The sequence below is a fragment of the Streptomyces sp. NPDC041205 genome (assembly GCF_055591765.1).
This window is the reverse complement of sequence record NZ_JBVIZH010000018.1, coordinates 1-20,995: the sequence shown is the minus strand read 5'-3', so window position 1 is coordinate 20,995 and position 20,995 is coordinate 1. Positions and strand designations below refer to the sequence as shown.

Sequence of the window (20,995 nt, the reverse complement as noted above, 5' to 3'; positions counted from 1 at the left end):
CAAGGGCAGCGGCGTCCATCAGACCATGCTCGGCGTTGCACGCCTGCACAGCATGGCCCTCACGGGATAACCCCAGCCCCATACGGGACAACCTTTAGATGCCGAACGACTTAGGGGTGTCGGACTCGTCACGAGTTTGCGCCGGTCCGCTCTGCTGCGGCCTGGTTGCGGTGGGCATGGATGCGCCAGCCGACGCCGGGGAGATCTTCGAAGAGTTCGCCGCAACGAGTTCCTCGGCGCGGCGTCGCGGTGCCTGCGCGTCGATGACGGATCTGAGGGTTTCATCGGCGTTGGCTGCCCCTCAGGCTGCGCTCTTCCCGTATACGAGATGGTGGCGAGGTGGAGTCGGGCCGGGTAGGCGGTCGCCGCTCGAGTCTGTTCATGCACCGTTCGACGGTGTTGGTCGACCGGTTGCGGGATCAACGCAGGGGGGTCACGACGCCGCGCAGGCAACAGCGGATCTCGCGGAGGGGAAAGTCCGCCTTGTCCGCAAGGACCACCTGCCCTGCCTGGCTCGGGCTGTGCCTTGGCCGCGCTCGCTCTGGAGTCAGTGGGCACCCAGGGATAAGAGCCGACACCCGCCACGCCTGCCAGGCAGGGCATACATCGCGCATAGGTGCTGCTGCTCACACGGCGAGCCAGGGTGGCCGCCGGATGACCCACCATTGGCGTGGTGTTCCAGGACTGGGCCCTCGGGACACTGACGCGCAGCTCGCGGCACAGCTGCGGGGCTGGTGTAACGGATGGGTAAAGCGCCGGGATGGACTTTCGCGGACGCGCTCATTGCAGGGGACAGCGCATCGCAGTCGTCCTTGGCGACCAGCGTTGCGCAACCAACCTCAATCTTGGAGATCCGACGATGCGTGTACTTCCACGCGCCCTCCTGATATCCGCAGTGAGTACGTCCCTCGCGCTGGCTGCCGGAGCGTCATCCACAGCCCTCGCGGCGGACAACGGACCCGCCGAGCGACGGGTCCAGGTGGTGATGCTCAACTTCACCGACAGCTCCTTCGAGGACCCGGCGAAAGCCAAGAGTGCGGCCCAGCAGAGGTTCTTCGGCGAGGACAAGTCCCTGACCTCGTACTACTACGACATCACGCGGGGCGCCACCACCTTCAAGCCCGCTTCCGGAGGTGAGGGTGGGGTCTTCGGGCCCATCGACGTCGACGCGTCGGCCGGTTGTGACATCGGCAAGATCAATCAGCTGGCGCTGAATGCGCTGGAAAAGCAGGGGCTGGACTGGGACGACTTCGAGCACCTTGCCATGGTCTTCCCTGGCGAAAAGGCGGGCTGCGGCTGGGGCGGGCTCGGTGTGGTCGGCGGCGGGCAGACGTATCTCCCCAGTGACGACGGCAACGTCGACGAGACGGTCCTGTACCACGAGCTCGGCCACAACTTCGGCTTCGCGCACCAGAATCGGGTCCGCTGCGACAGCACGGATCTGTCGTCCTGCAAGGAGGATGGCGGGAACAGCCGTAAAACCGTAATGGGCGGCGGAGGTATCGGAGTCGGCCTCACGGCGCCCGAGCAGATCCACAGCAAGTGGCTCTCGGACAAGGAGGCCGTGAAGGTCACCAAGTCCGGTACGTACAACCTGCGTTCGCTGTACGGGTCCGGTGACGGTGTGCGGGCGCTGGTCATCCCGGTCGGCTCGGACCGGTTGGTCGTGGAGCTGCGAGGTGCGTCCGGCACCTTCGACAAGAACCTCAAGGGCGTGCATGCCTACCGCGTCCAGGGCGGCGGTTACTCCAACGCCCGCCTGGTCGACACCGATCGCAATGCCGATCACCATCAAGACTCGGGACCGGCCGACGCCGACGCCGACTCCCTGAAGGCCGGTACGACGTTGACCGACGAGGCCAACAAGGTCGAGGTCAAGGTGGTGAAGTCCGAGTCAGGGCAGGCAACGGTGGCGGTCAGCCTGGACGGTGTACCGGCTCCCGAGGAGGCGGCCGCGGCGGAGGGGCCGGAAGCTCAGACCGTGGGTTCCGAGCCCATCTCCGGAGCCCAGGATGAGGGCGGAGCCAAGGAGGACGCCGGAGCCAAGGACGACGCCGACCTGGCCGCGACCGGCGGTGACTCCTCCGCCATGCTGTCCCTCACTGCCGGAGGCGTCGCGCTGTTCGCCGTCGGCGGCGCCTTCGTGGTGAGGTCGCGCCGCAAGCGGGCTGCTTCGTCGGGCGCGCACGCAAGCTGAGGCCGGCGCGGACCGGTCTGCTCGCCTCAGTCCGGCCCTGGGCAGTTCCTACGGGGGGTGCCCAGGGTCTTGCGTAAGCCCTGAACCGTCAGCCGCCGAAGGCGTCGCCCTCGTAGCGGAACCGGAGCGACTCCGAGTCGTAGTAATTCCTCGTCGTTCCGATGGCGGGGGAGTGACCTGGGGCGGTGTTGTTCCACTCGTCCAGGCCGAGGAAGTACCCGGTGTTTCCCTGCTGAGCGAAGGCGACCTGTCCGGCCTTGTCCTTGAAGTAGACCCAGCGGGCCGTAGTCGCTTCGGAGTCGCAGGAGTCCTGCTGGCGGACCGGTGCGCCATCTGTAGCGGTGCCGGTGTGAGTGAGACACATGCCGGTCTCGTAGTTGCGGATGCGCGCTTCCTGGCCGGCACGGTCGACGAGCAGTTCCCACTGCTGTGAGCGGCTGCCGTCGCACGCGGCCTCGTGCGGCTCGGCGCCCTCTTCCGCGGAGATGTCCATGCATTTTCCGGTGGACGCGATCGGGAGTCGTGCGCGGTCGGCGGCGGCAGGCTGCCACGCGGGAGGTGCTGTTGCTCGGGTGCTGCTCTTGGACGGCGTAGGGGACGGGGGAGCCGAGTTCGTGCGTTCGTTCTTGTCCTCCGCCTTCTCCTTCAAATCCTCCTTCTCCTCCTGAGTGGGGGTTGAAGAGGGGGTGATCGGGGCGCTGTGCGTGGTGGCAGGGGAAGGTGGAGCCGATCTCTCGTCCCCGTCGGGGAAGAATGCGTAGCCGCCCAGAGCGAGGGCGAGCAGGGAGACGCCGAGGCCGCCGACCTTGGCGGTCGCGGCAAGACCGGCGGGGGTGGCGGTGGCACCGATACCGGCCCCCGTGCCGCCGGAAGCCGTGGCCCCCGCCGCGGCGAGGGCCTTCGTCCCGTACGAGGACCCTGTCCACAGCAGAATCGCCGCGGGCAGCACGACGCTCAGGAGCTTGTTGAGGTCGCGCAGTTCGGTGCTCGCGCGGTGGCAGTGGGGGCAGTTCGCCAGATGGCGGTTGAGAGCGCGGTGGGTACGGTGACGGCGCCCGGAGCTGCGGACCGAGGCGGCCAGCAGGCCGGTGAAGTAGCGGCACTCCTCGGATGTCGTGGTGTCGGCCGCGTGCTGGGCCAGATACGCCTCCCGCAGGCCCTCGCGGGCGCGCGATGTCAGGGAGGCGGCACCGCTGGCGCTGAGGCCGAGCAGCGGAGCGATCCGTTCGGGCGACTCACCTTCGACGGCGGAGTGCCATAGGGCGGTCTGCCAGCGGTCGGGCAGGCTGTGGAACGCGCGCAGCGCCAGGTCTGCGTCTTCTCGGCGCAGCACCCGGTCCTCTCCGCTCTCCTCTGTCGGAGTCTGGGACAGCCAGGTCTCGAAGTCGGGAGAGAGTTCGGTGCGGCGTGCGGTGGCGGCCCAGGCGGCGGCCGTGCGGCGGACTGCTGTGAGCAGGTAGGGGCGCCAGGCGCTTTCGGGACCGGCGCCGTGGTGGACGGCCTGCAGCGCCCGGGTGAACGCCTCCGACGCCAGGTCCTCCGCCGTGTGCGGGTCGCGGGTGCAACTACGGGCATAGGCCAGCACCGATGTGTGGTGACGCCGGTAGAGCTCGTCGAACGCGCCGTCGGCCGCCGATGGCGGACCGCTGCGTATCCGGGTGGTCAAGTCGGCGTCGCTGGGGGCGGCTGGAAGAGGGGCAGTGCCCGTGGTGCTGTCACGCATGGTGGTCATCCTGTGGGGGCGAGAGGGACACCTCGTCGCGAAGGGAGCGGGCAATGGCCGCGCCGTCCCGCGACGTTATGAACCCGTGATGTGGCGGGGGCGGCATGTCGACGACCTGGTCGAGGTCGAGCTCGTGTGGGCCCGAGCGTGCCCTCACGGGCGTTGACCGGAACAGCGATGAATGGCCGAAAGCTTGCCTGTCGCGCGAGGTGGGCGTCAAGGCGGTGACGTGCAGACATGTGAGTGCGATGGCCGTGGTCACGGAAATGCTCCCGGTCCGAGAGCATCGATCTTTGTCCTTGATGAGGATAAAGTTGAAGAGATTTCCAACGAACTTCTTCCCTCTAGGTGTCAATCACTGCTACGTTCCAGCCGAAGACACCAAAGGGCCGGAGACCGGCGGGAGGGGTGACGTGAGGCGCATGACTGCACGGCCGGCGAACGCGCACCAGGAACGAGTGCTCAAGCTGCTGCGTGACGAGGGCCCCAACTCGCGGGCGGGGCTGGGCGACGTGATCGACCTGTCACGGTCCAAGCTCGCGGTCGAGGTGGATCGGCTGATGGCTGTCGGACTCGTTTCGCTCGACGGGCTCGTAGCGTCGCGGGGCGGTCGTCGGTCGCACAGGATTCGGCTCGCGCCCGAACTCCGATTCCTGGGTGTCGACATCGGTGCGACCTCCGTCGATGTCGCCGTCACCAACGCCGAGCTTGATGTGCTCGGGCACCTCAACGAACGTATTGACGTACGGGAAGGGCCAGTCGCGGTCTTCGAGCAAGTCCTCGTGATGGCTGGCAAGTTGAAGGCGGCCGGCCTGGCCGAAAGATTTGACGGGGCCGGAGTCGGGGTTCCCGGGCCGGTTCGCTTCGCCGAGGGAATCCCGGTCGCTCCGCCGATCATGCCGGGCTGGGACGGCTTCCCCGTGCGGGAGGCGCTCGGTCAGGACCTTGGCTGCCCGGTGATGGTCGACAACGACGTGAACCTGATGGCGTTGGGTGAACAGCATGCGGGGGTCGCCAAGCGCGTCGACGACTTCCTCTGTGTGAAGATCGGCACGGGGATCGGCTGTGGGATCGTCGTCAACGGCCAGGTGCACCGCGGATCCTCCGGGAGTGCCGGCGACATCGGCCACATCCAGGTCGATCCCCACGGCCGCGCCTGCTCCTGCGGCAACCGTGGCTGCCTGGAGGCTCACTTCAGTGGAGCCGCGCTTGCTCGCGACGCGCTCGCCGCGGTCGAGTCCGGCCACATTGGTGCGCTGGCCGACCGGCTGGCCGCGTCCGGAACGCTGACCGCTGCCGACGTCGGCGCCGCGGCGAACGCCGGTGACACCGTCGCCCTCGACCTCATTCGCGCGGGAGGCGACCGCGTCGGGCAGGTGATCGCCGGCCTGGTCTCCTTCTTCAATCCGGGGCTTGTCGTCCTCGGAGGTGGGGTGACCAGTCTCGGCCACAGTCTGCTGGCCACGATCCGTACGCAGGTCTACCGCAGGTCCCTGCCGCTGGCCACCCGGAACCTTCCCATTGTCCTGGGGGAACTCGGGCCGGTAGCCGGCGCCATCGGCGCCGCACGCCTCATCACCGACCGACTCTTCTCCCCGGCCTGACCCCACCCCGGCCCGGCTCACACCCAGGCCGGACCCACAAGCCCGCCTCATCGCCTTCCGCCCCGTCGGTGGTGGGGCGCCTGAACCACAACCCCCTGGTGCGCACCGGGCATTGGCCCCCTGGTGCCCGGTGCGCACCCCAGGCGCCCGACAAGCCTCACTGCGGCGCCCGGCCCGCGGCCCCCTCCGGCACCCCGGCAGGTCGCGCCGCGGCCCTCGCCGTATCCGCCCGTCGACTGCCCATCCCGCGCGTCGGGCGCCTCACTCGTATCACTCGCATGTCTGTCTCAACAGCATCACTCGCCCAGGCCGCGCCGTCGTGACCAAGTGCCCCCAGTGAACCGAGGAACACCCATGCCACCGACAACACCTCATGCGTCCACGGAAGTTGGCGTACCACCTCCGCTTCTGAAGATGACCGGGATCACCAAGTACTTTCCGGGTGTCCGTGCCCTGGACGGTGTCGACCTCACCGTCGCCGAGGGAGAGGTCCACTGCCTGCTCGGTCAGAACGGCGCCGGCAAGTCCACCCTGATCAAGGTCCTGGCCGGTGTTCATCAGCCCGATGGCGGAGAGATCGTCTGGCGGGGCACCGCCACGCGGCTGAAGTCTCCGATCGCCGCGATGCGGATGGGCATCGCGACCATGTACCAGGAACTCGACCTGGTGGAACACCTTTCCGTTGCCGAGAACGTCAGCCTCGGCCACGAGCCGACACGCGCCGGATTCGTCGTCCGTACGGGGACTGCTCGTCGCACCGCCGCCGTGTTGCTGCGTCGGCTCGGCCATCCGGAGATCGGCCCGGACACGCTGGTCGGTGCGCTCTCGGCGGCCCAGCAGCAGATCGTCTCGATGGCTCGCGCCCTTTCCCACGATGTGCGTCTGATCGTCATGGACGAGCCGTCGGCCGCGCTCGACCCGGACGAGGTCCGCAACCTTTTCCGCGTCGTCGAGCGTCTCACCGCCGACGGGGTTGCCGTCATCTACATCTCGCACCGCCTGGAGGAGATCCGCCGCATCGGCGAGCGCGTCACCGTGCTCAAGGACGGCCGCTCCGTCGCCGACGCCCTGCCGGCGGTGTCGACTCCCACCCGGGACATCGTCGCGCTCATGACGGGCCGGGACGTGGAGCACGTCTTCCCCGACCGCGCGGGCAAGTCCGCATCCCAGGCTCCGCCGGTCCTGGAGGTCGAAGGGCTCAGCCGTCAGGGGGAGTTCGAGCCGGTCACGTTCGGGCTTCGCCCCGGTGAGATCGTCGGCATCGCGGGCCTGGTCGGATCGGGGCGGTCCGAGATCCTGGAGACCATCTACGGCGCTCGCAAGCCCACCACGGGCCGGGTGTTGGTCGATGGGGCTCCGCTCCGGCCCGGCGACGTCCGAGCCGCGGTGCGTGCCGGGATCGGGCTCGCGCCCGAGGAGCGCAAGGCGCAGGCCCTGCTGATGCTGGAGTCCGTCACCCGCAATGTCTCGGTATCCACGCTCAGCCGGTTCGCGTACGCGGGCTGGATCGACCGGACCGCGGAGCGCACCGCCGCCCAGCAGGCCACCCGGGACCTGGTGCTGCGTCCGGACAACCCGGACACCCAGATCAAGAACCTGTCCGGCGGCAACCAGCAGAAGGCCGTCCTGGCGCGGTGGCTGCTGCGCGGCTGCCGCGTGCTGCTGCTCGACGAGCCGACGCGCGGCGTCGACATCGGAGCCCGCGCCGAGCTGTACGCCGTGATCCGCCGCCTCGCCGACGAGGGCCTGGCCGTCCTGCTCGTGTCCAGCGAGGTGCCCGAGGTCCTCGGCCTCGCCGACCGCGTCCTGGTGCTCCGCGAGGGCCGAGTCGTACACACCGCACCCGCGGGGGAGTTGGACGAGCACCGTGTACTCGATCTCGTACTCGAAGGGAACCACGCACCATGACGCAGTCCGCGACCGCACCCACGGCAGAGAAGTCCGCCCCTGACGTGCCGCCCCCGCGACGGCCCGGTCTCGGCCTCCGCCTCGATGTGCGGACCCTGACGCTGCTCGGCGTCCTCGCCGCTCTGATCGTGGTCGGCGGTATCACGCAGCCCGATTCGTTCCTGGACACCGACAACGTCCAGTTGATCCTCACTCAGGCGTCGGTGATCGGTGTCGTCACCGTCGGCATGACCTTCGTGATCATCTCCGGCGGCATTGATTTGTCGGTGGGTGCGATCGTCGCGCTGGCGTCGGTGTGGGCCACGACGGTGGCCACCCAGGACTACGGTTTCGCGGGCATTCTGTTCACGGCCGTCGTGGTGGGCCTGGGCTGCGGGCTGGTCAACGGTCTGCTGATCGCGTACGGCGGGATGGTGCCGTTCATCGCCACCCTGGCCATGCTGGCCGCCGGGCGTGGTCTCGCCCTGGAGATCACTGATGGCAAGACGCAGATGGTCACGGTCGACGGGGTGTTGAAGCTCGGCGAGCGGGACTCTTATGTGCTGGGTATTCCGCCGCTGGTTCTTGTCTTCGCCGCCGTGACGGTTGTCGGTTGGCTGTTGCTGAACCGGACCACGTTCGGGCGCCGTTCGGTGGCCGTGGGCGGCAACGCGGAGGCCGCACGCCTGGCGGGGATCGACGTACGCAGGCAGCGGCTGTATCTGTACCTGCTCTCGGGGCTGTGCTGCGGGATCGCCGCGTTCCTGCTGATCATCCTGTCCGGGTCGGGCCAGAACACCAACGGCAATCTGTACGAGTTGGACGCGATCGCCGCCGCGATCATCGGCGGCACCCTGCTCAGCGGGGGCCGGGGCACCATCACCGGCTCCGTGCTCGGCGTCCTGATCTTCACCACGATCACCAACATCTTCGCGCTCAACAACCTGGAGACCGCCGTCCAGCAGATCGCCAAGGGCGCGATCATCGTGGCCGCCGTCCTGGTCCAGCACCGCACCGCCCGTGAGTAACCCCGCTGAAGGAGAACCACGAACCATGGCACAGAACGTCAACACCACCCGCAGAGGAGTGCTCTTCGGCACCGCTGCCGTATCGGCGGGCGCGCTGCTCACCGCGTGCACCTCCAACGAGCCCAAGGAGGGAGGCGGAGGAAAGGCCGAGGAGGCCGCCGTCGCCGACGACAAGCCCGGCAAGAAGGTCACCATCGGCTTCGCCGGGCCGCAGGCCGACCACGGGTGGCTGAACGCCGTCAACGACAACGCCAAGTCGCGGGCGAAGAAGTACGAGGACGTCACGCTGGAGGCCACCGAGGGCTCCAACGACACGGCCGCGCAGATCGGTCAGGTCGAGACCCTCATCAACAAGAAGGTCGACGTCCTCGTCATCCTGCCTGCTGACGGCAAGGCCCTCACCCAGGTGGCCCTGAAGGCCATGAAGGCCGGGATCCCCGTCGTGAACCTCGACCGGGTCTTCGCGTCGGCGCAGGCGTACCGCTGCTGGATCGGCGGCGACAACTACGGCATGGGCCTCAACGCCGGGCACTACATCGGCGAGAAGCTGAAGGGAAAGAAGAACGCCAAGGTCGTCGAGCTGGCCGGTCTGGACAACCTGGAGCTGACCAAGCAGCGCACCAAGGGCTTCGACGACGCGCTGAAGAACTACTCGAACATCGAGAAGGTCGCCCGGCAGGCCGCCGAGTTCACCGTCGAGTCCGGGCAGTCGAAGATGTCGCAGCTGCTCCAGGCGCAGAAGAACTTCGACGCCCTGTGGAACCACGACGACGACCAGGGTGTCGGTGCCCTGCGGGCGATCAAGCAGGCCGGGCGGGACGACTTCCTGATGGTCGGCGGCGCGGGCGCGCTCTCCGCGTTCCAGGAGATCAAGCAGGACCGGGGCGTGCTCAAGGCCACCGTCCTGTACCCACCGTCGAGCGCGGCGTCCGCGATCGACCTGGCGCGGGCGCTCGGCCAGGGCAAAGGCATCTCCGGCATGGCCGAGTTCGAGATCCCGTCCTCGGTGACCCTCTACTCGACCGTCGTCGACAAGGACAACGTCGACCAGTACATGCCCACCGGCTTCCGGTAGGCCTCCCAGAGACAGGGCCAGCCTCAGTGCTGTGGGGGCGCTGGGGCTGGCCCGCCCTGCCCACCTCCACCCCGTGTGAAGGAGACCTCGCGCATGGATTCCACCGCTGCCCCCAAGCAGCGCCTCGGTATCGGCATGGTCGGCTACGCCTTCATGGGCGCCGTGCACTCCCAGGGCTGGCGCACCGCCGCCCGTGCCTTCGACCTGCCGAGCGAGCCACACCTGGCTGCCGTGTGCGGCCGCGACGGCGCCGCCGTGCGCGCCGCCGCCGACAAGCTGGGGTGGGTTTCCACCGAGACCGACTGGCGGCAGCTGATCGCACGCGACGACGTCGACGTCGTCGACATCTGCACACCGGGCGACAGCCACGCGGAGATCGCCATCGCCGCGCTCGACGCGGGCAAGCACGTCCTGTGCGAGAAGCCGCTCGCCAACACCGTCGAGGAGGCCGAGGCCATGGCCGCCGCGGCGGCCCGCAACCCCGGCCGCATCGCCATGGTCGGCTTCAACTACCGCCGTACTCCTGCCCTCACTCTGGCTCGTGCCCTGATCGCCGCAGGTCGGCTGGGCACCCTCCGGCACCTCCGCCTCACCTACCTCCAGGACTGGCTCGTCGACCCCGCCTTCCCGCTCACCTGGCGCCTCAAGCGCGAGAGCGCCGGGTCAGGCGCCCTGGGCGACCTGGGCGCGCACATCGTGGACCTCGCTCAATACCTGGCGGGCGAGCCCTTGGCCGGCGTTGCGGCGTTCACCACCACCTTCGTTACCGAGCGGCCCGTCCTGGCCGTTGACCCAACGGGCGCCACCGCCAGGGGAGTGGGGCTTGGCGCGGTCACCGTCGACGACGCCGCTCTGTTCACCGGCCGCTTCCCCTCAGGCGGGCTCGCGTCGTTCGAAGCCACCCGCTTCGCGGCCGGCCGCAAGAACGCGCTACGCCTGGAGGTCAACGGCGAGCTCGGGTCTCTTGCCTTCGACCTGGAGCGTCTGAACGAGCTCCAGTTCTTCGACGGTACCGTTCCCGCCACCGAAGCGGGCTTCCGCCGCATCCTGGTCACCGAACCCGACCACCCCTACCTCGACGGCTGGTGGCCGCCCGGCCACGGCCTCGGCTACGAGCACACCTTCGTCCATCAGGCGCGTGACCTGGTCGAGGCCGTCGCCGCAGGCATCCAGCCCGCCCCGTCCTTCGCGGACGGGCTCCAGGTGCAGCGGGTACTCGCAGCCGTCGAGGAAAGCGCGTCCAAGGACAGCGTCTACGTACCGATCACACCCAAAGGAAACTGAGGAGGACCGTGCATCATGCCTCATCGCTTCACTCTCTTCACCGGTCAGTGGGCCGACCTCCCCCTTGAGGAGGTTTGCCGGATCGCCCATGAAGCGGGGTTCGACGGCCTCGAACTCGCTTGTTGGGGCGACCACTTCGAGGTCGACAAGGCTCTGGCCGACCCGGCATACCTGGACTCCCGCCGCCGCCTCTTGGAGAAGTACGACCTGAAGTGCTGGGCGATCTCCAACCACCTGGTCGGCCAGGCGGTCTGCGACGCCATCATCGACGAACGCCACCAAGCCATCCTCCCGGCCCGCATCTGGGGCGAGGGCGACCCCGAGGGCGTACGACAGCGGGCCGCGGTCGAGATGATGGACACCGCCCGAGCGGCGGCCGCCTTCGGTGTCGACACGGTCGTGGGCTTCACCGGCTCCGCCATCTGGCACCTGGTCGCCATGTTCCCGCCGGCCACCGAAGGCATGGTGGAGCGCGGCTATCAGGACTTCGCCGACCGCTGGAACCCGATCCTCGACGTCTTCGACGCGGAGGGTGTCCGCTTCGCCCACGAGGTGCACCCGAGCGAGATCGCCTATGACTACTGGACCACTGACCGGGCCCTGCGCGCCGTGGACCATCGCGAGAGCTTCGGACTCAACTTCGATCCCTCGCACTTCGTCTGGCAGGACATCGACCCGGCCGGCTTCCTCTACGACTTCCGTGACCGGATCTACCACGTCGACTGCAAAGAGGCCCGCAAGCGCCTCGACGGCCGCAACGGCCGCTTGGGCTCGCATCTCCCCTGGGGCGACCCGAGACGCGGATGGGACTACGTCTCGGTGGGCCGTGGCGACGTGCGCTGGGAGGACATCTTCCGCATGCTCCGCTTCATCGGCTACCCGGGCCCTGTCTCCGTCGAGTGGGAGGACGCCGGGATGGACCGCCGCCACGGGGCTCCGGAGGCGCTCGCCCGGCTGAAGTCGTACGACCTCACGCCCCCGTCTGCCTCCTTCGACGCCGCGTTCGGAAGGAACGGCTGAGGCGAGTGGGTGGGCCGTGGGCATTCCTGTGTCCGCGGCCCGCGTACGTCATTTGAAGCGTCTGTAGACGCAGCGCCGACCCTCGAAGGCGGCTCGCTCCGGTACACACATAACGGATGAATAACGCGGCGGGATGGGCCATGAGTGTCGCTCTCTTTCGGGGTTGAGAGCCGCCTGTGGGGCGCCACGCGTGTATAGCTACAGCAACGCGCATGCGCCCCTTGCACCATGGGAGCCATAAAGATGCCACGTCTTTCAGTCGAACGTCAGCGCAAGACTGTTTCCCGCCTCCGGTCCATCCGCAGGTTACAAGTGCCTTGATCTTTATGGCCGTCCACCTGGGTCGTACCCCTGAAAGAGCACGACGCCACTGACTTCGAGGGCGCGCCGCGTCGTCGCCCTGCCGCACCCGCTGAAACCCAGCGCTCGCGAAAGCCCCGTACCGCCAAGGCACGTTGCGGTCGCTGAGCAGCTGCTTCTTGGCTCGTGCCGCCGCTACCCCGTCGAAAACGCCTACGTCGACGGGGCATCCAGGCATGCCTCAAATGACTTTGTTCTTACTCAGGAGAAAGTCTACTTTTTTTCTGCGCAAGGTCTTTCTGTGACGGTGAAACATGGCTACCTTCCAGACGAAGTCCGCCAATTGTGTGCCGTGCGCCACACCTGGCGTCGGACTGCACCCGCCGCATCGAAGGGACACCTCGTGCAACGAGAACGCCCGCAACTCACACCACGCCGCAGAGGGATAGCCCTGCTCGCAGGGCTATTGCTCGCGGTGGGCACGCCCACAGTGGCCGACGCCCACGCAGGTCACGGCGACCACGCAGACAAGGAAGCGTCCGCAGGCCAGGCAGCAAAGGCCGCCGCCGACCCGACTTTCGCTCAGATCCCCATGGCCAAGGGCGTCGACGAGGTCGGCGAGCCCCTCTCGCTCGCGGTGCTGCCGGACCGCAGCGTCCTGACCACCTCACGCGACGGCACGCTGAACCTCACCGACCACGGCGGGACCACCACCGTCGCCGGGAAGATCCCCGTCTATAAGCACGACGAAGAGGGACTTCAAGGCGTCGCTGTCGACCCGGACTTCAAGAACAACCGGGCGATTTACCTCTACTACGCACCCAAGCTCAACACCCCTGACGGCGACGCCCCCGGTGAGGGCAGTGCCGACGACCTCAAGAAGTTCGACGGCGTCAACCGCCTGTCCCGCTTCGTCCTGAAGGAAGACGGCACCCTCGACACGGGCAGCGAGAAGAAGGTTCTCGACGTCCCGGCCACGCGCGGGACGTGCTGCCACGTCGGCGGTGACATCGACTTCGACAAGGACGGCAACCTCTACCTGTCGACGGGCGACGACACCAATCCCTTCGCCTCCGACGGCTACACCCCCATCGACGACCGGGACAAGCGCAACCCGGCCTTCGACGCCCGCCGTTCCTCGGGCAACACCAACGACCTGCGCGGCAAGATCCTGCGTATCAAGGTCGCCGCCGACGGCTCCTACACCGTCCCCGACGGCAACCTCTTCGCCAAGGGCACGGACAAGACCCTTCCCGAGATATACGCGATGGGCTTCCGCAACCCCTACCGCATGAGCGTCGACAAGAAGACGGGCACCGTCTACGTCGGCGACTACGGCCCCGACGCTGGCTCCGCCAACCCCAACCGCGGCCCCGGCGGCCAGGTCGAGTTCAACCGCATCACCAAGCCAGGAAACTTCGGCTGGCCGTACTGCACCGGCAAGAACGACGCCTATGTCGACTATGACTTCGCCACCGGCAAGTCGGGCGACAAGTTCGACTGCAACGCCCCCAAGAACGACTCCGCGCACAATACGGGCCTCAGCACTCTGCCGCCCGCGCAGCCCGCCTGGATCCCCTACGACGGCGGCAGCGTGCCGGAGTTCGGCAGCGGCTCTGAGTCCCCGATGGCCGGACCCGTCTACCGCTACGACGAGGACTCCAACTCCTCCGTGAAGTTCCCCAAGGAGTACGAAGGGAACTTCTTCGCGGGCGAGTACGGGCGCCGCTGGATCAAGCGGATCGAGCAGGGTGACGACGGCACCGTCAAGAAGATCAACCCCTTCCCGTGGACCGGAACCCAGGTCATGGACATGGAGTTCGGCCCCGACGGCGCGCTGTACGTCCTGGACTACGGCACCGGCGACTTCAACGGTGACGAGAACTCCGCCCTGTACCGCATCGAGTACGCCAAGGACGGACTCACCCCGATCGCCGAGGCGAGCGCCGACCGCACCGATGGCGCTGCCCCGTTGAAGGTCGCCTTCATCGGCAAGGCCACCGACGGTGACAGCAAGGATCTGACCTACTCCTGGGACTTCGGGGACGGCAGCAAGGGCGAAGGGCTCAACCCCAGTCACACGTACGAGAAGAACGGCACCTACCAAGTCACCTTCACCGCCAAGGACCCCGAGGGCCACACCGGCAGCGCGAACGTGCGTGTCGTCGTGGGCAACACCAAGCCCAAGGTGGAGATCAGCACGCCCACCGACGGTTCCCTCTACAAGTTCGGCGACCCGGTCCCCTTCAAGGTCAAGGTGACCGACCCCGAGGATGGCGAAATCGACTGCTCCAAGGTCACCGTCCGCTTCAGCCTCGGACACGACAGCCACGCTCACGAGCTGAGCAAGGCCCAGGGCTGCGAGGGCACCATGACCCCGCCCAAGGACGGTGAACACGACCAGGACGCCAACATCTTCGGGGTGGTGGGAGCCGAGTACACCGACAAGGGCGCGGGCGGCCAGCAGCCCCTGACCGGCCAGAGCCAGCTCACCCTCCAGCCGCACCACCGCCAGGCCGAGCACTTCGCCACCCAGAGCGGAGTGAAGACGTACGAGAAGTCCGGGGCCCACGGCGGCAGGACTGTCGGCGACACCCACAACGGCGACTGGATCTCCTTCGACCCCTACCGGCTCACCGGAGCCACCAAGCTCAAGGCCCGTGTGGCCTCAGGCGGAGCGGGCGGCACGCTGGAGCTGCGCACCGGCTCCCCGACCGGCCCGCTGCACGCCTCGGCCGAGGTGAAGCCGACCGGTGGCTGGGAGAAGTTCGCTGACGTGGAGGCCTCGCTGAAGGATGTGCCGGACGAGACCACCAAGCTCTACCTCGTCTTCAAGGGCGGCAGCGGGGCCCTCTTCGACATCGACGACTTCGACTTCACGATGACGGGCACCGGCACCCGCACGGGTGAGATCAAGGGAGTCAACGGCAAGTGCGTGGACGTGGCCGATGGCAACTCCGCCAACGAAACGCAGATCCAGCTGCTGGGGTGTGACGGCAAGGCCGGGCAGAAGTGGACGCTGCCCGGTGACAAGACCGTGCGTGCGCTGGGCAAGTGCCTGGACGTGAAGGGCCGGGGAACCTCGGACGGAACCAAGATCCAGCTCTACGAATGCAACGGCACGTCCGCCCAGGAGTGGGTGCCGGCGGCCGACAAGACCCTCCGTAACCCCCACTCGGGCAAGTGCCTGGATGCCTCGGGCAGCACGTGGGACGACAAGACGCCCCTGCACTTGTGGACCTGCCATGCCAAGACCAATCAGCAGTGGAATCTGCCCTAGCGGAAGGGAAAAGGACACCATGCGTAGGAGTTTCACCAAGGCCGCGTGTCTGCTGTCGGGAGCACTGCTGTGCGCGGCGGCGTCCCCAGGGATCGCGTCGGCCCAACCGGCGGCCACGCCGGGCAAGGCTCCGGCACGGGCAGCCGCCGACCCCGCGTACAAGGTCCTTGTCTTCCACAAGGCCACGGTCTTCGAGCACTCGTCCATCGACGACGGGATCGCCGCCCTGACTGACCTCGGCGAAAAGAACAACTTCACCGTGGACGCGACGAAGGACGCGGGCGCCTTCACCGCCGACAACCTCGCCAAGTACAAGGCGGTGGTGTTCCTGCAGACCACCGGAGACGTGCTCAACACGTCCCAGGAGAACGTCTTCGAAAAGTACGTCCGGGGCGGGGGCGGCTACATGGGCGTGCATGCCGCCGCCGACACCGAGTACGACTGGCCGTTCTACGGCAAGCTCGTCGGAGCCTATTTCAGCGGGCATCCGGCGCCGCAGAAGGCCAAGATCAAGGTGGAGGACCGGGCGCACCCCGGCACCGCGCACCTGGGCTCCACCTGGGAGCGCTTCGACGAGTGGTACAACTACAAGGCCAACCCCCGCGCCTCGGCACGTGTGCTCGCCTCGCTGGACGAGTCCACCTACTCGGGTGGGGACATGGGCGGCGACCACCCGATCACCTGGTGTCAAAACTCCGTCGATGGGGGTGCCGGCCGCTCCTTCTACACGGGTCTCGGACACACCGACGAGTCGTACGCGGAGCCCGCCTTCCGGAAGCAGCTGCTCGGCGGCCTTCGCTGGGTGGCGAGCATGACCAACGCCGACTGCCGCCCGGAGAAGGGCTACACGTCACTCTTCGACGGCAGCGGCACCAACGGGTGGAAGCAGGCGGGGCCGGGTTCCTTCGAGCTCGTCGACGGCACCCTCAGCTCCAAGGGCGGCATGGGCCTGCTGTGGAACAACGCCCGAGAGCTGAAGGACGACTATTCCGTCAAGGTCGACTGGCGCGCGGAGGGAGATGACAACTCCGGTGTCTTCTTGGGCTTCCCCGCTTCCGACGACCCCGATTCGGCGGTGAAGAAGGGCTACGAGATCCAGATCGACGCCAGCGACAGCGCGGATCGCTCGACGGGTTCCGTGTATGGCGTCAAGGCCCCTGACACGGCGGCTCGCGACAAGGCGGTCAACCCGCCCGGTGAGTGGAACACGTTCGAGCTCAAGGTCACCGGCGAGCGCCTGGAGGTGTTCCTCAACGGCGTGAAGATCAACGACTTCACGAACACCGACCCCGCACGCAGCCTGCGTGACGGCCACGTCGGTCTCCAGAACCACGGCGACGGCGACCAGGTCTCGTTCCGCAACGTCCGCGTCAAGACAGCGGAGCCGCAGTCGCGTGCGGGCGAGATCAAGGGGGTGGGCGGCAAGTGCATGGATGTGGCGAAGGCCAACTCGGCCGACGGCACCCGTATTCAGCTCTTCGGCTGCAACGGCAACGACGCGCAGAAGTGGTCGCTGCCCGGGGACGGAACGATCCGGGCCCTCGGAAAGTGCCTGGACGTGAACGGCCGGGGAACCGCGGACGGCACCAAGATCCAGCTCTACTCCTGCAACGGCACCTCCGCGCAGGAGTGGAAGCCGCAGGACGACGGCACCGTCCGCAACCCGCACTCCGGCAAGTGCCTGGACGCCTCGGGCAGCACCTGGGGTGATGAGACACCGCTCCACCTGTGGAGCTGCCATGCCAAGCCCAACCAGCAGTGGGCCCTGCCGTCATAGGCACCGCCCCTGACGCGTAATCCACGATCCGGCCCGGGAAACTGCCCGCGCGACGCGGGCGACCTCCCGGGCCGGATTGTCCCGGACCAGAGCCCTTCGCGGCCGCCACCCCAAACGGGTCCGTGCCGGGGACGCGGAAGTCACACCCCCGGCACGGACCAACCACTCACCACACGCACGAGCACGGCAGAAAGGCGCTCGCGATGACAACACCCCATTCGCCACGCACGGGAATCTGGCTGATCGGAGCGCGCGGATCGGTCGCGACCACCGTGGTCGCGGGCTGCGCCGCCGTAGCGAGCGAGCTGCGGCCCCCCGCCGGGATGGTCACCTTCACCCCTCCCTTCGAAAACTGTGGCCTCCCGCCCCTCGGGGCGCTCGTCTTCGGCGGACACGACGTGGCGCTCTGCCCGCTGCCGAAGAAGGCCGAGCAACTCGCCGCGCAAGGGGTGTTCTCGTACGACGTGCTCGCGGCGGTACAGGGCGAACTCACCGCGGCGGAATCCCGGATACGGCCCGGCGGTCCGGGGGCCGGTGACCTGCGCGACGACCATGAACTGATCAGCAGGTTCGCCGAGGACATCGTCGCCTTCCGGACGGGCAACCAGCTCGCCCGGTGCGTGGTGGTCAACGTCGCCTCCACGGAACCCGCGCCCCTGGCGGGCGACACGAGGCTGCCCGCGAGTTCGCTGTACGCGGCCGCGGCGCTGCGGGCGGGCGCCGCCTACATGAACTTCACCCCGTCCGCCGGACTGCATCACCCGGCACTGTCCGGCGCGTACGACGTGCCGGTCGCCGGGCGGGACGGCAAGACCGGCCAGACGCTGCTGCGCTCCGCGCTCGGGCCGATGTTCGCGCAGCGGGCGCTCGCCGTGCGGTCCTGGTCCGGCACGAACCTCCTGGGCGGTGGCGACGGGGCGGCCCTCGCCGACCCCGCCGCGGCCGCCGCGAAGAACGCGGGCAAGGAACGTGTCCTCGCCGACACCCTCGGCACCGTCCCCGAGGGCGAGGTGCACATCGACGACGTGCCGTCGATGGGGGAGTGGAAGACCGCGTGGGACCACATCGCCTTTGAGGGCTTCCTCGGCACACGGATGGTGCTGCAGACGACCTGGCAGGGATGCGATTCTTCCCTCGCCGCACCCCTCGTCCTCGACCTGGTGCGACTGCTCGCCCGGGCCCACGAGGTGGGAATCACCGGGCCGGTTCCGGAGCTGGGGTTCTTCTTCAAGGACCCGGACCCGGGGGCGTACCCGTCCCTCGCCGATCAGTACATGGCGCTGCTCGGTCTCGTGGAGCGGCTGCGGACGGAGGCCGCGTGAGCACGCTGCGGGACTGGGCGGACCTGTTGCGGGTCTCGGCGCTCTTCACGGTGCCCGGAGACGTGCTTGCCGGGGCGGCCGCAGCGGGCGCCCGAGCCGACGGACGCACGCTGCGGGCGATCGGCTGCTCGCTGTGCCTGTACGAGGCGGGGATGGCCCTGAACGACTGGGCCGACCGCGCTGAGGACGCCATCGACCGCCCTCACCGCCCCCTTCCGGCGGGACGCATACGCCCCGCCGCGGCCATGGGAGCGGCGATCGGCCTGACCGCGACGGGCCTCGCGCTGGCCGCACGGGCCGGGCGGCCGACCTTCATGGTCGCGGGCGCTCTGGCCACCACGGTCTGGGCGTACGACGTGAAGCTGAAGCACACGAGCGCTGGTCCGGCAGCGATGGGCGTAGCCCGGGGCCTCGACCTGCTGCTCGGCGCGGTGGCGTCCGGAAGCGGCCCGCTGCGCCCCGCTGTGGGAATCTCCTCGGCGGCACTGGCCGCACACACATACGCGGTGACCTGTGTCTCCCGGAACGAGACCACGGGCGGTTCCGCCCTCGCGCCGCTCGCCGCACTGGTCACGAGTGCCGTCATCGGTACGGCTCTCATAGCGACGAACGCGCGTGGTCGCGTAGGTGTGAGCGCCGCCGGTGGGGCGGCTGGGCCGATACGCGCGCATCTGCCCGTCGCTCCCCTCGACGGCATCCCCGCTCCTGGTATCCGCCTGGCACGTGGTCTTGCCCTGCTGTCCTTGACCGCCGCATACCTCGCCACCGCGGGCCGCCCCTATCTGCATGCCGCCCTCAACCCGTCCCCGCCTCTCACGCAAGGCGCGGTCGGCGGCGGCATCCGCTCCATGATCCCCCTGCAGGCCGCTCTCGTCGCTCGGGTCGGATCGCCGGTCCTCGGCGGGGCACTGCTCGCGCTGGCACCGATGGCTCGCCGCGTTTCCCGGAAGGTGAACCCGACATGACCCTGCGTTTCGCCTACGGCACCAACGGGCTCACCGACCTGCGGCTCGACGACGCGCTCCTCCTGCTTGCCGACCTGGGATACGACGGCGTCGGCTTGACGCTCGACCACATGCACCTCGACCCCATGGCAGCGGACCTGGGGGCTCGGACCAACCGCCTGTCCCGCACCCTGGGTCCTCTGGGCCTGACGGTGACCATCGAGACCGGTGCTCGCTACGTGCTCAACTCGCGACGCAAACACAGCCCCTCGCTCCTTGATTCACATCCAGACGCCCGCGCGGCCCGGAGCCACATTCTGCTGCGCGCCGTCCAGGTCGCCGCAGACCTCGACGCGCACGCGGTGCACTGCTTCAGCGGCGCCATCCCCGCAGGTGTCGATCCGCACACCGCTTGGCAGCGTCTGGCCTACGAGCTGGCTCCTGTCCTTGATGCCGCCGCGGGGTTGGGCGTGCCGCTCGCCATCGAGCCCGAACCCGGTCATCTGCTCGCCACGCTCGCCGATTTCCATCACCTCCGTCATCTGCTCGGCGACCCCGAACCCCTGGGCCTGACCCTCGACATCGGCCACTGCCAGTGCCTGGAACCCGAGTCACCCGCCGACTGTGTCCGCGCCGCCGCGCTCTGGCTGCGGCACGTCCAGATCGAGGACATGCGCCGCGGTGTCCACGAGCACCTGCCGTTCGGTGAGGGCGAGATCGACTTTCCGCCCGTCCTGCGCGCCCTCGCCGAGCTCGGCTCCATCGGATACGAGGGCCTGATCTCCGTGGAGTTGCCTCGCCACTCCCATGAGGGGCCTCGCCTCGCTGAGGAATCGCTGCGCTTCCTCCGCAGTCGAATGGGAGAGGCACAAGCATGACCGACGACCTCGCCGATCTGTGGAACGTCATTGATGCCTCGGCCCGAGCCTGGGTGACTCAAGCTGTGCTTGAGGCAGCCAACCAGCCGTCACCCCAACACGCCCTGTCCGTCTGGGAGATGCGGTTCGCTGAGGCGGGGCGCCGCTGTGGGGACGCCAGGGACGACGCCCGCCTTCTCCTCCTGCACGCGGTCCGTCCCGGGGCGGTCGACCTCGCCCGGCTCTACACGCACGGCACCGCCGAAGAGCGCTGTGCCATCATCCGCGTTCTGCCCCACCTGCCTCATCTCACCCCCGCTGACGTGCTCCCGCTGGTCGAGGATGCCTTGCGCACCAACGACACCCGCCTCATCGCCGCGGCCGTCGGCCCGTACGCCGCGCACTTGGAGGCCCATGCCTGGCGTCACGCCGTCCTCAAGTGCCTGTTCACCGGGGTGCCCGTGGACGCGGTGGCCGACGTCGAGCGCCGTGCGACCGGTGACCGGGAGCTGGCCCGAATGCTCACTGACTACGCGGCCGAACGCACTGCCGCCGGCCGCCCCGTACCAGAGGACCTCCACCGAGTCCTGCGCCTGACCGACCAGGAGTCCTGATGCGCATTTTCGACCCCCACATCCATATGACCTCCCGCACCACCGATGACTATGAGGCGATGTATGCGGCGGGGGTGCGTGCC

General features: G+C 68.4%; 14 protein-coding genes. 13 read left to right on the top strand and 1 reads right to left on the bottom strand.

The window, feature by feature from the left end; translation table 11 throughout:
• Window positions 1-859 precede the first annotated feature (859 nt).
• On the top strand, window positions 860-2,197 hold the full coding sequence (locus tag ACZ6BG_RS38850; RefSeq protein WP_469011051.1) for an LPXTG cell wall anchor domain-containing protein: 1,338 nt from the start codon (window positions 860-862) through the stop codon (window positions 2,195-2,197).
• An 88-nt stretch (window positions 2,198-2,285) separates the two neighbouring features.
• On the opposite strand, the gene ACZ6BG_RS38845 is transcribed toward ACZ6BG_RS38850, so the two are convergent.
• Window positions 2,286-3,920, bottom strand: a complete 1,635-nt coding sequence (locus ACZ6BG_RS38845; protein WP_469011049.1) for a sigma-70 family RNA polymerase sigma factor — start codon at window positions 3,918-3,920, stop codon at window positions 2,286-2,288.
• 422 nt (window positions 3,921-4,342) lie between these two features.
• Between ACZ6BG_RS38845 and ACZ6BG_RS38840 the strand changes: the two genes are divergently transcribed.
• The 12 genes from ACZ6BG_RS38840 (at window position 4,343) to ACZ6BG_RS38785 (ending at window position 20,912) form a co-directional block, all read left to right on the top strand.
• Window positions 4,343-5,524 (top strand): ROK family transcriptional regulator, encoded by a 1,182-nt coding sequence (locus ACZ6BG_RS38840; RefSeq protein WP_469011046.1) that lies wholly within the window; start codon window positions 4,343-4,345, stop codon window positions 5,522-5,524.
• A 414-nt stretch (window positions 5,525-5,938) separates the two neighbouring features.
• Window positions 5,939-7,432: a sugar ABC transporter ATP-binding protein gene (locus ACZ6BG_RS38835; RefSeq protein WP_469011045.1), complete on the top strand. Its 1,494-nt coding sequence runs from the start codon at window positions 5,939-5,941 to the stop codon at window positions 7,430-7,432.
• Window positions 7,429-8,439, top strand: a complete 1,011-nt coding sequence (locus tag ACZ6BG_RS38830) for an ABC transporter permease (RefSeq protein WP_469011044.1) — start codon at window positions 7,429-7,431, stop codon at window positions 8,437-8,439. The genes ACZ6BG_RS38835 and ACZ6BG_RS38830 overlap by 4 nt, the downstream gene beginning before the upstream one ends.
• Before the next feature lie 25 nt (window positions 8,440-8,464).
• Complete coding sequence (locus tag ACZ6BG_RS38825; protein ID WP_469011043.1) at window positions 8,465-9,514, top strand: substrate-binding domain-containing protein; 1,050 nt, start codon at window positions 8,465-8,467, stop codon at window positions 9,512-9,514.
• A gap of 93 nt (window positions 9,515-9,607) precedes the next feature.
• Window positions 9,608-10,798 carry a Gfo/Idh/MocA family protein gene (locus ACZ6BG_RS38820; RefSeq protein ID WP_469011039.1) on the top strand — a complete coding sequence of 397 codons (1,191 nt, stop codon included), beginning with the start codon at window positions 9,608-9,610 and terminating at the stop codon, window positions 10,796-10,798.
• Between the two features lie 15 nt (window positions 10,799-10,813).
• Window positions 10,814-11,818 carry a sugar phosphate isomerase/epimerase family protein gene (locus tag ACZ6BG_RS38815; RefSeq protein ID WP_469011037.1) on the top strand — a complete coding sequence of 335 codons (1,005 nt, stop codon included), beginning with the start codon at window positions 10,814-10,816 and terminating at the stop codon, window positions 11,816-11,818.
• A gap of 892 nt (window positions 11,819-12,710) precedes the next feature.
• Window positions 12,711-15,398: a PQQ-dependent sugar dehydrogenase gene (locus tag ACZ6BG_RS38810; RefSeq protein WP_469011035.1), complete on the top strand. Its 2,688-nt coding sequence runs from the start codon at window positions 12,711-12,713 to the stop codon at window positions 15,396-15,398.
• A 19-nt stretch (window positions 15,399-15,417) separates the two neighbouring features.
• A complete protein-coding gene (locus ACZ6BG_RS38805; protein ID WP_469011032.1) occupies window positions 15,418-17,175 on the top strand; it encodes a ThuA domain-containing protein in 1,758 nt (585 codons plus the stop codon).
• A gap of 203 nt (window positions 17,176-17,378) precedes the next feature.
• Window positions 17,379-18,497: an inositol-3-phosphate synthase gene (locus ACZ6BG_RS38800; RefSeq protein WP_469011029.1), complete on the top strand. Its 1,119-nt coding sequence runs from the start codon at window positions 17,379-17,381 to the stop codon at window positions 18,495-18,497.
• Window positions 18,494-19,462, top strand: a complete 969-nt coding sequence (locus ACZ6BG_RS38795) for an SCO3242 family prenyltransferase (protein WP_469011026.1) — start codon at window positions 18,494-18,496, stop codon at window positions 19,460-19,462. Before ACZ6BG_RS38800 ends, ACZ6BG_RS38795 begins: the two co-directional genes overlap by 4 nt.
• On the top strand, window positions 19,459-20,319 hold the full coding sequence (locus ACZ6BG_RS38790) for a sugar phosphate isomerase/epimerase family protein (RefSeq protein WP_469011023.1): 861 nt from the start codon (window positions 19,459-19,461) through the stop codon (window positions 20,317-20,319). The genes ACZ6BG_RS38795 and ACZ6BG_RS38790 overlap by 4 nt, the downstream gene beginning before the upstream one ends.
• Window positions 20,316-20,912: an EboA domain-containing protein gene (locus tag ACZ6BG_RS38785; protein WP_469011019.1), complete on the top strand. Its 597-nt coding sequence runs from the start codon at window positions 20,316-20,318 to the stop codon at window positions 20,910-20,912. The genes ACZ6BG_RS38790 and ACZ6BG_RS38785 overlap by 4 nt, the downstream gene beginning before the upstream one ends.
• Window positions 20,913-20,995: the final 83 nt, after the last annotated feature.